This is a genomic window from Aerophototrophica crusticola, assembly GCF_012913305.1.
Classification (GTDB): Bacteria; Pseudomonadota; Alphaproteobacteria; order Azospirillales; family Azospirillaceae; genus Niveispirillum; species Niveispirillum crusticola.
Map to the genome: position 1 here is coordinate 166,725 of NZ_CP051775.1, position 12,797 is coordinate 179,521.

At 71.3% G+C, this 12,797-nt stretch carries 11 protein-coding genes; 3 read left to right on the forward strand and 8 right to left on the reverse strand.

Features of this window, described 5'->3' with window-relative positions:
- Positions 1–15: 15 nt before the first annotated feature.
- Positions 16–2,061, reverse strand: a complete 2,046-nt coding sequence (locus HHL28_RS00800; protein ID WP_083699160.1) for a sensor histidine kinase — start codon at positions 2,059–2,061, stop codon at positions 16–18.
- A gap of 107 nt (positions 2,062–2,168) precedes the next feature.
- Positions 2,169–3,581, reverse strand: coding sequence for a M20/M25/M40 family metallo-hydrolase (locus HHL28_RS00805; RefSeq protein ID WP_075771471.1), 1,413 nt, complete (start codon positions 3,579–3,581; stop codon positions 2,169–2,171).
- Between the two features lie 188 nt (positions 3,582–3,769).
- Here HHL28_RS00805 and HHL28_RS00810 point away from each other — a divergent pair, with 188 nt between their 5' ends.
- Complete coding sequence (locus HHL28_RS00810; protein WP_075771472.1) at positions 3,770–4,153, forward strand: hypothetical protein; 384 nt, start codon at positions 3,770–3,772, stop codon at positions 4,151–4,153.
- Positions 4,154–4,156: 3 nt separating this feature from the next.
- Here the strand turns inward: HHL28_RS00810 and HHL28_RS18095 are convergent, their stop codons facing one another.
- Positions 4,157–4,444 (reverse strand): LysR substrate-binding domain-containing protein, encoded by a 288-nt coding sequence (locus tag HHL28_RS18095; protein ID WP_404326182.1) that lies wholly within the window; start codon positions 4,442–4,444, stop codon positions 4,157–4,159.
- Positions 4,399–5,079 carry a LysR family transcriptional regulator gene (locus tag HHL28_RS00815; protein WP_404326183.1) on the reverse strand — a complete coding sequence of 227 codons (681 nt, stop codon included), beginning with the start codon at positions 5,077–5,079 and terminating at the stop codon, positions 4,399–4,401. The genes HHL28_RS18095 and HHL28_RS00815 overlap by 46 nt, the downstream gene beginning before the upstream one ends.
- 254 nt (positions 5,080–5,333) lie before the next feature.
- Between HHL28_RS00815 and HHL28_RS00820 the strand changes: the two genes are divergently transcribed.
- The gene (locus tag HHL28_RS00820) at positions 5,334–5,525 is read left to right on the forward strand and encodes a hypothetical protein (RefSeq protein ID WP_169654523.1); all 192 of its coding nucleotides are present in this window, start codon (positions 5,334–5,336) and stop codon (positions 5,523–5,525) included.
- A gap of 160 nt (positions 5,526–5,685) precedes the next feature.
- Here HHL28_RS00820 and HHL28_RS00825 read toward each other — a convergent pair whose 3' ends face one another.
- Positions 5,686–6,006, reverse strand: coding sequence for a heavy metal-binding domain-containing protein (locus HHL28_RS00825; RefSeq protein ID WP_075771475.1), 321 nt, complete (start codon positions 6,004–6,006; stop codon positions 5,686–5,688).
- A 198-nt stretch (positions 6,007–6,204) separates the two neighbouring features.
- Between HHL28_RS00825 and HHL28_RS00830 the strand changes: the two genes are divergently transcribed.
- Positions 6,205–8,085 (forward strand): autotransporter domain-containing protein, encoded by a 1,881-nt coding sequence (locus tag HHL28_RS00830; RefSeq protein ID WP_083699161.1) that lies wholly within the window; start codon positions 6,205–6,207, stop codon positions 8,083–8,085.
- Positions 8,086–8,332: 247 nt separating this feature from the next.
- On the opposite strand, the gene HHL28_RS00835 is transcribed toward HHL28_RS00830, so the two are convergent.
- The 3 genes from HHL28_RS00835 to HHL28_RS00845 all read right to left on the reverse strand — a co-directional run bounded on the left by HHL28_RS00835 (position 8,333) and on the right by HHL28_RS00845 (position 12,788).
- A complete protein-coding gene (locus HHL28_RS00835) occupies positions 8,333–9,568 on the reverse strand; it encodes a pyridoxal phosphate-dependent aminotransferase (RefSeq protein ID WP_075771477.1) in 1,236 nt (411 codons plus the stop codon).
- A 167-nt stretch (positions 9,569–9,735) separates the two neighbouring features.
- Positions 9,736–11,787: a transglycosylase domain-containing protein gene (locus tag HHL28_RS00840; protein WP_404326186.1), complete on the reverse strand. Its 2,052-nt coding sequence runs from the start codon at positions 11,785–11,787 to the stop codon at positions 9,736–9,738.
- A gap of 245 nt (positions 11,788–12,032) precedes the next feature.
- Positions 12,033–12,788: a gamma-glutamyl-gamma-aminobutyrate hydrolase family protein gene (locus HHL28_RS00845; RefSeq protein ID WP_169654525.1), complete on the reverse strand. Its 756-nt coding sequence runs from the start codon at positions 12,786–12,788 to the stop codon at positions 12,033–12,035.
- Positions 12,789–12,797: the final 9 nt, after the last annotated feature.

The following is a 12,797-nucleotide window of genomic DNA, read 5'->3' on the forward strand; positions in this document are numbered from 1 at the left end:
CACAAGGACCCCGACCTACGCGGCCGGCCCTTGCAACACCCGGTCCGCCGGGAAGCGCACCGTGACCGTGGTGCCCTGGTCAAGGCGGCTGTCCAGGGTCAGGGTGCCGCCGTGCAGTTCCACCAGCCGGCGGGACAGGGGAAGGCCCAGGCCGCTGCCCTGGGTGGGGCGGTAGGGCGTGTTGCTGGCCTGGGCGAAGGGTTCAAGCACTCGCTCCAGGTCCGCCGCCGCGATGCCGATGCCAGTGTCGCTGACGGCGAAGCCCAGCCCCCCATCCTCCGCCTGCCAGGCGGACAGGTGGACCGTACCCCCGGCCGGGGTGAACTTCACCCCATTGGCCAGCAGGTTCACCAGCACCTGCCGCAGCCGCAGCGGGTCTGCCCACAGGACAGGGAGGCCGGGCGCCACGTCGGCGGACAGGGCCACGCCGCCCAACTCCGCGTCCGCCGCCAGCATGCGCAGGGCGGCCTGGGCGGCCTCCGCCACGGATACCCGTTCCTCATGCAGGGGCAGGGCGCCGGCCTCGATGCGCGAGGCGTCGAGGATGTCGTTGATCAGGTCCAGCAGGTGTCGGCCGCTGGCGCCGATATCCCGGGCATAGTCCCGGTACCGGTCCCAGGCCTGGGGGCCCAGGATCTGGATCTCGATCATCTCCGCGAAGCCGATGATGGCGTTCAGCGGGGTGCGCAGCTCATGGCTCATGCTGGCCAGGAAGACGGACTTGGCCCGGTTGGCCTGCTCCGCCTCCGCCCGGGCGCGGGCCAGCCCCGCCTCCGCCTCCTTGCGGCGGCTGATGTCGGTGTGGGTGCCCACGGCCCGCAGGGGGTGGCCCTGGCCGTCGCGCGCCACCACCCGGCCCCGGTCCAGGATCCACATCCAGCCCCCGTCCTTGCGGCGGACCCGGTGTTCCGTCTCATAGAACGGGGTGCGGCCCTCCAGGTGGTCGGCCAGGACCCGCATCACCTCCGCCTTGTCGTCGGGGTGGACCAGCCGCTCCCAGGAACGGACATGGGGTTCCACCTCGCCGGGGGTGAAGCCCAGCATGGTTTCCCAGCGCGGGCTGAAATGCACGGCACCGCTTGCCACGTCCCAGTCCCACAACCCGTCATTGGCCCCGTCCAGGGCGAAGCGCAGCCGCTCCTCCCCCTCGCGCAGCTGTTGCTCCAGCCGGGCGCGGCCGGCCAGCACGGCACCCATGGGCAGCGCCGACAGGAACACCAGGGCCAGGAAGAACTGCAGGAAGCCGATGGCCAGGGCCGGGGACATGCCGCTGGCCAGGGCGATGGGCCCGCGGCCCGCCAGGGTGAAGCCCACCCCGACCATGGCGGTCACCAGCACGGCTACCGCGGCCCCCGCCGCGCCGAATCGGAACACCGCCAGGATCACCGCCGGGAAGACCAGGAACAGCAGCGGCAGCCCCGACTGGTGGAACACCAGCACGGCCACCGCGGCGACCGCCAGGGCCAGCAGCCCGGCCTCCAGCCATGCGGCCCAACCGTCCACGGGGCGGCCGGCGGAGTCCTGCACCAGCATCAAGGGCGGGGCGAAGACCAGCATGCCCAGGGCGTTGGCTACCAGCCAGGTCGTCGCCACGGACCAGAATTCGGACCCATAGTCCAGCGCCAGCGCCGTGGCGCCAAGCGGGGCCGACAGGATGGGGGCCAGGGCGGCGAACAGGGTGAACAGGCTGACCTGCCGCAGCGACCCGAAATCCACCCGCGGGCCGATGAAGCGGCCGGTCAGGGCCAGCATGGCGAGCTGCTCGGCCAGGTTCGACAGGGCGAAGGCAGCACAGACGATGGCCGTGTCCCCCCACCAGACATTCGCGCCCACGCTGCCCAGGGCGGACATGCCCAGGACGGCGGGTCGCAGCCGGGCGGGTGCCCGCAGCGCCACGGCGAAGGTGACGGCATTGGTGGCCCACAGGGCGGCCACGCTCCCGGCCTCCCGTGTCAGCAGGATGCCCAGGTGGGAGGCCAGGAAGCACAACAGCCCGAGCGCCACCAGCCCCAGCATGGGGGCCAGTGGCCGTGTCTCCCCACCTTCCGCCGCCAGAACCATGTGCAAGCCCGTGCCAGGACGCCGGCAGGGCTGCCAGCAGCCTACAGCCTAGGGACGGTTGCTTAAGCGATCCTGAATCGGCCGCGCTTTCCCGGGCGCCACGGGGCTCACTCCCCCGCGGGCCGCAGGTTGCCCTCCATCTCCGCCGCCAGGTAAGCCGCGACGGCATAGGCGGCGGTCACCTGGGCCAGGGCGGCGGGGTCGATCTTGTCCAGCGTGTCGTCAGCGGTGTGGTGCAGGTCGAAATAATCGGTGCCGTCCTGGGTCAGGGTGATGACCGGCACCCCCGCCGCCCGCAGTGGCCCGATGTCCGGCCCGCCATGGGCCTCGTTGCCGCCCTTGGCGATGCCCAAGGGCATCAGCGCGCTCATGAACCGGTCGGCCAGGGGCAGGGACTCCGGCCCAAACCGGGTTTCCAGCCGCCAGACCCGGCCCGCGCCGAAATCCGCCTCCGTCGCCAGCATGTGCCGGGGCAGCTCGTCCGCATGGGCGGCGGCATAGGCCTTGGCCCCCAGCAGGCCGATCTCCTCCGCCGCGAACAGCACCACCCGGATGGTCCGCCGCGGCCGCTGCGGCAGGTCGCGGATCAGCCGGGCCGCGGCGGTGACCACGCCCACCCCGGCGCCGTCATCCACGGCGCCGGTGCCCAGGTCCCAACTGTCCAGGTGCGCGCCGATCAGGATGATCTCCTCCGGCTTCTCCCGGCCGCGGATCTCCGCGATCACGTTGCGGGTCTGGGTGGCGGGTCCGGTGCGCGGCGTCAGGTCCAGATGCACCTTGACCGGCTTGCCATAGCGGGCCAGCCGCTCCAACTGGTCCGCGTCGGGGTTGGACAGGGCGGCCACGGGGATGCGCGGCACCCCCTCGGCATAGCTCATCACGCCCGTGTGCGGGAACCGCCGGCTGTCCGTGCCGACGGAGCGGATCAGCACCGCCACTGCGCCGCGCTTTGCCGCCTCTGCCGCCCCCTTGCTGCGCATGGGCACCACGGCGCCATAGGAGGACCCGTCCTGGGTCTTCCACATGCGCTGGCCCACATAGGCGACCTTGCCGGCAAGGCTGTCCGGCGGGGCGGCCTGCAAGGCCTCCAGGCTGGGGAAGAAGGCCACCTCCGCCTGTAACCCGCCATCGGGCGTGGGCACGCTGTTGCCCAGGGCCGTCACGTGCAGGGGCTGGGGGAAGGGGCTGGTGGTATGGGCGTGGGCCTGGCCCCGCTCCCAGGCGGGGATGGTCACCGGTTCGGTCCAGACCCGGTCGAAGCCCAGGGCCGCCAGCTTGGCCTCCGCCCAGGCCACCGCCGCCGCGTCACCGGGGCTACCCGGCAGGCGGGGGCCCACCTCCGTGGTCAGGGACTCCACGATTTCATAGGACAGGCGGCTGTCCAGGGCCCGCTTCCGCAGCTCCGCCGCCAGGGCCATGGCGGTGTCGGGGATGCGGGCGGGCTCGGCAAGGGCCGGGGAAAGGGGCAGGACGAGGCAGGCAAGCAACAGACCCTTGGAAACCAGACCCTTGACCCCCATTCCCCGCTCTCCTGACCGTTCCGTCCCCGGGGCGGCATTGCCGCCGCCAAACACCAGCATGGCCGCTGAATCAGGCGGGCGCAAGCCCATGCCCCTGCGCCACCCCAAGCCTTTGGTGTCAACCAATCGCCCTGTCATCTCCCCCGCGATGACAGGCTTCCGCCGCATTCCCCCGCCATCTCTACAGCATGTCGAACCGCACCGCCGACGAGCCCGCCATGCTGCCGACCCTGTCCCGCTCCCTCTTCCTTGCCGCCACCGCCCTGCTGGCCGGGGCCGTCGCCGGACTGTGGGACCTGTCGGCGGCGGAGCTGGAGGGCACGCTGCTGATCCTGGGGCTGTCGGGCTTCGGCCTGGGGCTGGTGGCGCCACGCGGGGCGCCGTTGCTGGCCTTGGCCGTGGCGGCGGGGGTGCTGGGGGCACACCTGGCCTCCCCCGTCCCGCCGGGGGCCCAGCTCTCCCCCCTCGAAAGTGGCCTGATTTCCGCCGCCGTCGCCGCCCTGCCCGCCGGGATCGGCGCCGGCCTGGGCGCCCTGTTCTCCGGCAGCGCGCGGAGGCTGGTCGTCAGGTAGGGCTCACGCCACCATCATCCCGCATTGCCCCGCGCAGGCGTTGACCTCTGACAGGATCCAGTCGCGGAAGGCCTGGATCTTCGGCTCGCCGGCCCGCTTCTCGCTGTAGGCCAGCCAATAGGCGCTGCCCGTGTGCAGCACCAGCCCGGGGAAGGGCAGGACCAGCCGGCCCGTGGCGATGTCGCCGGCGAAGAACAGGGGGCAGAGCAGGGCCACGCCCTGGCCCATGGCGGCGGCTTGGCCGGTCATGCCGTGCATGTCGTACTGGGTGCCGGTGGGAAGGTCGCCCACCTCCACCCCGCCAGCCGGAACCAGTCCCGCCACCACGCCTTGTCATCCGGGTGCTGGGAGTCCAGGAAGGGCAGGGACAGCAGGTCCCGCGGTTCCCGGATGCCGCCCACCCGCTCCGCCAGCCGGGGGCTCAGGGCGGGGGTCAGGGTGAAGTCCTGCAACCGCTCCGCCACGATGCCGGGCCAGTCGCCCTTGCCGCTGCGCAGGGCCACGTCGAAATCATACTCCAGGTCGCCCATGCGGGGGTTGGCGTCCAGCCGCACCGCCAGGTCCGGCCGCCGCATCTGGAAATGCCCCAGCCGTGGCACCAGCCATTGCGACGCGAAGGTGGGCAGGGTGGTGACCGACAGCACCTTGCTCTCCCCCCGGTCGGCCAGCCGATTGACGGTGGCGCGGATGCGGTCGAACGCCTCTGCCACCGCGCCCTGAAGCTCCTGGCCCGCCGGGGTCAGCTCCAGCTTGCGGGTCAGCCGGCGGAACAGCTCCCGCCCCACATGCTCCTCCAACTGGCGCACCTGGTAGCTGACGGCGGCCTGGGTGACCGCCAGCTCCTCCGCCGCCTTGGTGAAGGACAGGTGCCGCGCCGCCGCATCGAAGGTGCGCAGCGCGTTCAGGGGCGGCAGGCGGCGGGACATCTTTCGTTCTTCCTTCTTTCGCAGTTCCCTCAAGCGCCGGGCGCCGCCATCCGGCGGCTTGGCTCATGCGACCATGGGGTCGCGCGGCCGGTTCCCGCCATGCGGGAACGGTCCCCATGGATAAGTCCAGCTTATCCACTGTATCGGGATTACTCGTTTGTCGTCGAGGCCCGTTTGCGGCGGAATGCCATGGACCGGGCGCCCCGCCCGACCCTGACAACCCGATGATGGAGCATGCCATGCAAAAGGCTGCCTTGACCCAACACGCCCAGAGCCCGCGCATCGGCGGGCAGGTGGACGTGGTGCCGTCCTTCCGCGGCCCGGCCATGGGCGGGCTGGGCGGCTTGCTGGAAGCGGTGCTGGTCCGCTTCCTCTCCGCCCCCGTCTACCGCGACCTGGCCGACCTGCACGGCCACCTGCTGCGCGATGTGGGCGCGAAGCGGTGAGTCCAAATGTCCGTGTCGTCCGTGGTGTGTCCGTGCCGTCCGTGTCCCCAACAAACAGCGTGTTCCCCAAGACCAAACGGTGATCCGTTCACACGGACGGCACGGACAAGCACACGGACGACACGGACAAAATGAAATTGGCTTCGCCGATTCAGGCCGACTAACCCAGCTTCACCGCCGTGCCGTTGACGCTGACCATCAGCATGCCGTTCTCCTTGCCCAGCACCTCATAGTCCACGTCCACGCCGATCACCGCATCGGCGCCAAGCTCCCGGGCGGCCTCGGCCATGTCGGCGAAGGCGTGCTCGCGGGCGTCGCGCAGGGAGGCCTGGTAGCCGCCGGACCGGCCGCCGACGATGTCGCGGATGCCGGAGAACATGTCGCGGAAGACGTTGACGCCCATCACCGCCTCGCCGGCGACGACGCCCAGGTAGGACAGCACCCGCCGGCCCTCGACGGTGTTGGTGGTGGTGATCAGCATGGGATGGCCCTCCTTCAGGCTGTGTACCGCGGCGACCGGCGGCGGGGCGCGGCATCCCTGCCATAGTCGCCGGGAAATGGGCCCCGGGCCACAACGCATTGTGATGAAACGCCTTCCCTGTGTGTGAAAGTAAAGTTACGGTCTCCCCCGACAAACAAGGGCGCGCCCAGCGCCCGTCCTCGGGAGGGAGCGACAGGAATGCTCAAGCGTATCCTCATGGCGACGGCCGCGGCGGCCGTGGCCGGTCTCGCCGTCGGTGCGGCGGGGGCCCAGCAGCTCCGCTACAGCGGCGGTACGGTGTTCGGCGACAGCCTGTCCGACACGGACAATTTCGCCCGGTTCCTCAGCCCGGCCCTGCGGCCCGGCGCGCCCTACGTGAACGGCCGCTTCTCCAACGGTCCCGTATGGCTGGAGACGTTCGGCAGCCTGCGCGGCATCACCATGGACAGCCGCGCCTTCGGCGGCGCCCGGGCCGTCACCCGGAACGATGCCACCGGCCTCGCCACCGACCTGACGCCGCAGGTGGACCGCTTCCTGGCGGGCGGCACCACCGTCGCCAGCGACCGGCTGGTGGCCATCTGGATCGGCGGCAACGACTATGTCGGCGTGCTCAGCGCCCCGACCCCGCCCAGCACGGCCCAGGTGCAGGCCACCATCGCCAACGTGGCCAACACCGTCGCCACGCAGGCCGGCCGGCTCTATGCCGCCGGTGCCCGGAACTTCGTGCTGGTGGACCTGCCTCCCCTGGGCAACATCCCCCTGACCTCGGGCCTGCCCGCGGCTACCCGCGCCAGCGCCAACCAGGTGTCGGACCTGCACTCCCTCGCCCTGGCTGGCGTCGCCGCCGGCCTGCGGACCCAGGGCGCCAACGCCATCCTGGTGGACGTGAACGGCCTGTTCCGTGACCTGTTGGCCCGGCCCAGCGCCTATGGCTTCACGAACACCACCATCCCCTGCTTCGCGCCGGTGGGCCCGGGCGGCTCGCTGGTGGCGACCGGCGCCTGCGCCACGGCGGCCGGCACCGCCGGGACGGTGTTCTTCGACGCGCTACACCCCACCACCACCGCCCACGCGTTGACCGCAGCCTTCGTGGACGGCACCCTGTCCGCGGCGTATGAGGCGCCGTCCGCCATCGCCACCACCACCCAGCTCGGCATCCGCCTGTTCGAGCAGGCGAACCAGGCCATCGCCGGCCGCATGTTCGGCGCCCGCGGCGGCCAGGCGGCCAGCCTGTCCGGCAGCCAGATGGGCCCGGACGGCCGCTTCGCGCTCTACGCCTTCGGCTCCTATTTCAAGGGCGACGCGGAGCAGCGCGGCAACCAGTTCGGCTATGACTATGACGGCTACAATGGCGGCGTGGGCGTCGACTACGAGGTCGACCAGAACGTCGTCGCCGGCCTGGCCTTCGCCTATGGCAAGGGCAAGCTGGACACGGACGGCGACTATGCCGAGGTGGACGCCAAGTCCTACAGCGTGACCACCTACGTCACCGCCGCGGCGGGTGAGCTGTGGGGCGACGCCTTCATGGGCTACAGCTTCAACAAGTACGACATCGACCGCCAGACCCGCTTCGCCTTCGCCCCCACCGCCAGCGCGGAGCCGGACGGCGACAGCTACGGCGCCGGCCTGACCGTGGGCTACACCCCGTCCATGGGCGGCTTGGCCATCGGCCCGGTGGCCAGCCTGCGCTATGTGAACACCGAGGTGGACGGCTTCACCGAGCAAGGCAGCAACCTGCTGAATCTGAAGGTGGAGGATTTCGACGCCGAGTCCCTGAAGGGCAGCCTGGGCGTGTCCGCCACCGGCCGCTTCGGCAGCGGCGGCACGGCCATCGTCCCCACCGTCCATGTGGCCTATGAGCGGGAGTTCCTGAACGACGACCGGAAGGTCTTCGGCACCCTGCCCAGCGGCCAGCCCGCCTTCGCCAACGCCACCTCACCGGCCCGCAACCAGGTGGTGGGCGGCATCGGCCTTGGCGTGAACACGGGCAGCATCGGCCTGTCCCTCGGCTGGGAAGGCCGCTTCGGCGGCAGCATCGACGACAACAGCTTCAGCGCCCGCGTCCGCGTCGGGTTCTGAGGACGGTCAGCGTTTGATGGCCGGGGCCGCGGGGGTATGTCCTCCGCGGCCCTTTCCTTTTCTGCTGTGTGGATGCGGTCGGAGGTGTGGCGGAAGGATATGGGCACGGATGAACGCGGATCAGGGCGGATGGCCACGGATAAGATGATTTGCGCTATCGCGCGGATAAGCAGGCGGCGCAGCCAATCATCAACCAGGCACTGACTGTCCCCACGGCCATCCGCGTCAATCCGACAGGAATCCGCGTTTATCCGTGTCCAAGTCTTTCCTCAACGCCGCCAAAACGGCTCGCAAGCATCTCCCCCAGCGCTGGCACCAGCCGGGCCATGGCTTCCTCCAGCAGGGTGGGGGAGCTGGCGAAGCACAGGCGCAGGCTGCCCTCCCCGCCGGGACCGAAGGCGCTGCCGGGGGCAAGGCCGACATTGGCGCGGTCCACCAGGCGGCGGGCGAAGTCCATGCTGTCCGTGACCCCCTCCAACCGCAGGAAGCCATAGAACGCCCCCGGCGGCGGGGCGACGGTGACGCCGGGCACCTGGTTCAGGGCGCGGGTGATGATGTCGCGGCCCTGGCGGCAGCGGGCCAGCATGTCGGCCAGGAAGGGCTCCCCCTGTTCCACCGCCACCAGCCCGGCATACTGGATGAACTCCGCCGTGCCCGAGGTGTTGAGCTGCACCAGCTTCTCCAGCGCGTCGCCCAGGGCCGGCGGGGTGGTCAGCCAGCCCAGGCGCCAGCCGGTCATGCACCAGTTCTTGGAAAAGCTGTTGACGACGATGAGCTTGTCATCAGCCTCCGCCAGCTCCAGGAAGCTGGGGGCGACCGGCTGTTCATAGGTCAGGCGGGTATAAACCTCGTCCGCCACAAGCCAGACGTCGCGGCCCCGCACCAGGTCCCAGACGGCGCGCAGGGTGGGCCGGTCCAGGGTCCAGCCCGTGGGGTTGCTGGGGGAGTTGACGAACACCGCCTTGGTCCGCGGCCCGATGGCGGCAGCCAGTTTCCCCAAGTCCAGGGCCCAGCCCTCCGGCGCCGGGTCCAGCGGCACCGGCACCACCACCCCGCCCATCAGCCGCACGGCGGACATGACGTTGGGCCAGACGGGGGTGACGACCACCACCTCGTCGCCCGGCCCCACCAGCGCCTGGACAGTGAGCATGATGCCCTGCATGCCCGAGCTGGTGATGGTGACCCGGTCCGCCAGCACCGGCGGGGCGCCGTTGGGGGTGGCGTGCAGCCGGGTCATGTAGGCGCCCAGCGCCTCCCGCAGCTCCGGCAGGCCGCGCTGCCAGGTGTAGAAGACCCGCCCGTCGCGGATGCCCCTGTCGCAGGCCTCGCGGATGAAGTCGGGGGTGGGGATGTCGCCCTCGCCCACCCACAGGGGGATCAGCCCCGGCCGGCCGCGGCCATACTGCACCATCTGGACGATGCGCGTCTCCTCCAGCCCGGCCACGACCGGGCGAAGGCCGGGGACATCATGGTAGACGGTCATGGGCGGGCGCGCTCCGGGTTGCGTGGGGCGTGACAGTAGCGGACCCTGGTGCCGGCTGCCACAGTCCCGGTGGGCCGCCGCCGCAGGTCGGTGCCGAGCGCAATGAGGCCCGACACGATGTGGATGGAGAGTCTTGCCGTCGGGCTTCCGCTCCGCTCCAGCCCGACCTACTCCCCCTTGAGGCTCCGGATGAGGTTGGCGATGGCGTCGTTGGATTCCTCCGGCGCCGCACCCTGGGCGGGGGCCTCCACCCCCTCCGGCGGCAGCTCCGCCACGGCGGGCGGGGCCGGGGGGGCCACGGTGGCGACGCGCGGGTGGCCGCCGGACAGGCCGGGCAGGGGCCGGGGCGGCAGGCCCCGGTGGGCGTCCTCCATGACGGACCGCCACAGCTTGGCCGGCAGGCCGCCGCCGGCCACCTTCTTCATGGGCGCGCCATCGTCGTTACCCAGCCAGACGCCGGCCACCAAATCGGCGGTGAAGCCCACGAACCAGGCGTCCTTGTAGTCTTGGGTGGTGCCCGTCTTGCCCGCGGCCATGCGGTCCAGCCGGGCCGCGGTACCGGTGCCATAGGCGATGGGCGCCAGCAGCATCTGGTTGATGGCCTCCACATCGGGCCCGGCCACGGCATGGCCGGCGCTGGAGCCGCGGCGCTGGTACAGCAGTTGCCCGTCCGTGTCCCTGATCTCCTGGATGGCATAGGGGATGACCGACCGACCGTCATTGGCCAGGGTGGCATAGGCGCCGGTCAGCTCCAGCAGCGTCACCTCGCTGGTGCCCAGCGCCAGGGAGAGGTCGCGGCGCATGGGCGTGGTCAGGCCCAGCCGCTTGGCCAGGCTGCGCGCCCGGTCCACGCCCACCTCCTCCAGCAGGCGGATGGTGGCGGTGTTCAGGGACCAGGCCAGCGCGTCGCGCAGGCTCACCTCGCCCCGGAACTTCAGGTCATAGTTGGCCGGGCGCCAGTTCTTCTTCTGGTACGGCGCGTCAACCACGGTGCTGGTGGGGGACCAGCCCGCCTCCAGCGCCGCCAGGTAGACGATGGGCTTGAAGGCGGAGCCGGGCTGGCGCAGGGCCTGCGTCGCGCGATTGAACTGGCTGTCGTCATAGTCCCGCCCGCCCATCAGCGCCTTCACCGCCCCGTCCGGCGTCATCACCACGGCGGCGGCCTGGGACACGCGCGACGCTTCCCCGCTGACCCGCAGCGTCTCGGCGATGTGGTGGGCGGTGGCCCGTTGGATGGCCGGGTCGAAGGTGGTGTAGACGATCAGGTCGCCATGGTCCGGCCCGACGAAGGCCGCCACCTGGTCCGCCACCCAGGCGGCGAAATAGCGCCCGTCCCCCTCCTGCCCCGGCTTGCGCTTGGGCACCCGGGGCACGGCCAGGGCGGCCTTGCGCTCGGCCTCGCCGATGTAACCCTGCTCCACCATCTCCGCCAGCACGACGGACGCCCGTTGCAGGGCCTTGTCCTCGCTGGCGGTGGGGGCATAGCGGGACGGGGCCTTCAGCAGGCCGACGATGATCGCCGCCTCCCGCAGGTTCAGCTCGGTGGCGGGCTTGTCGAAATAGGTCCGCGCCGCCGCGTCCACCCCGAAGGTGCCGGCGCCCAGGTACACCCGGTTCAGGTAGGCGGTAAGGATCTCCTCCTTGCTGTACTTGCTCTCCAGCCACACGGCCAGGATCGCCTCCTGCGCCTTGCGCTTCATGGTCTGTTCCGGCGTCAGGAACAGGTTCTTCACCAGCTGCTGGGTGATGGTGGAGGCGCCCTGCACTGTCCGCCCCGCCTTCCAGTTGGCCAGGGCGGCGCGGGCGATGCCGATGGGGTCGATGCCGAAATGGCTCCAGAACCGGCTGTCCTCCGTGGCCAGCAGGGCGTTGATCAGGTGCGGCGGCAGGTCCCGCGCCTGCACCGTGGCGCCCCGCAGGTCGCCGAAGCGGTGGAAGGGCGTGCCGTCGGCGGCCACCAGCGTCACGGCGGGCCGCCGCTCCAGTTGCACCGCCTGGTTCACGTCCGGCAGGTCGTGGGCGAAATAGGCCAGGACGAACAGCCCGGCCAGGCCCCCCCAGATCGCCACCAGGGCGGCGGACCGGCCAAGGAACCGCCACAGGCCGGACCGGTCCTTGCGGGCCTTGGGCTGCCGCGGCGGCTCCTTCCGCGGCGGGGGCGGCGGTGGGGGAGGGGGCGGTGCCGCGGGGCGGCGGGGCGGGGCGCGCAAGGTGCTCACGGGCTTCCGGACGCTGGGTCGGCTTGATGGGACCGCGGAAGATGGGCGGCGAAAGCGGCCTTTTCACGGCGCCCCACCGAGCCGTGACCATAACGGAGCGCACCGTTGCGGGAAAGCGACAGGGGTGGGGCCGCACCGTTCCCTCTCCCTGGGGAGAGGGTGGCCCGGCCGCCAGGCCGGGACGGGTGAGGGAGGTGGGCGTAGGGCGAAACGTGAACCCCGCCGTTTCGAGGAACCTGCCCCCCTCACCCGGCGCTACCGCGCCACCCCCGGATCAAGTCCGGGGCGGGCTCTCTCCCCAGGGACAGGGGACAAGACCCCTGCCGAAATCCCCCCGACGCTGCCTGGACCAGGGCCTTGAACAGGCGCTGCTGGCCGGCGTCCAGGACCAGCAGCTCCGGATGCCACTGCACGCCCATCAGGAAGGGGCGCTCCGGCACCTCCACGGCCTGGACGATGCCCCACTGGTCCCGGGCGCTGACCTGCACACCCTGGCCCAGCTTGTCCACCGACTGGTGGTGCAGGGCGTTCACCATCACGTCCATGTGGCGCAGGATGGCGGCCAGCCGGCTGTTGGGCGTGATCTCCACCCGCTTGCGGGGCAGCACGGTGCGCAGCCGCGGCGCCTCCACATAGATCTGGTGGATGTCGGTGTAGAGGGTGCCGCCGCGGTGGATGTTGATCATCTGGCTGCCGCGGCAGATGCCCAGCACCGGCTTGCCCGTCTTCTCCGCCCAGTCCAGGGCGGCCAGCTCCAGCTCGTCCCGGTCGGGATCGATCTTGACCGTGGGTTCCACCTTGGCGCCGTAGCGGGTGGGCTCGATGTCGTCGCCGCCGCCCACCACCAGCCCGTCCAGGGCGGTGAAGTCCGGCACGTCGTCCGCCGTCAGCCGCACCGACCGGGCCCCGGCCCGACCCAGGGCCAGCCGGTTCATGGTCCAGGAGATGCGCCCGCCCCGGGCCGAGGTGGTGACGCCGATGAGGGGGGATTTGCGGGGCATCAGGGCCTG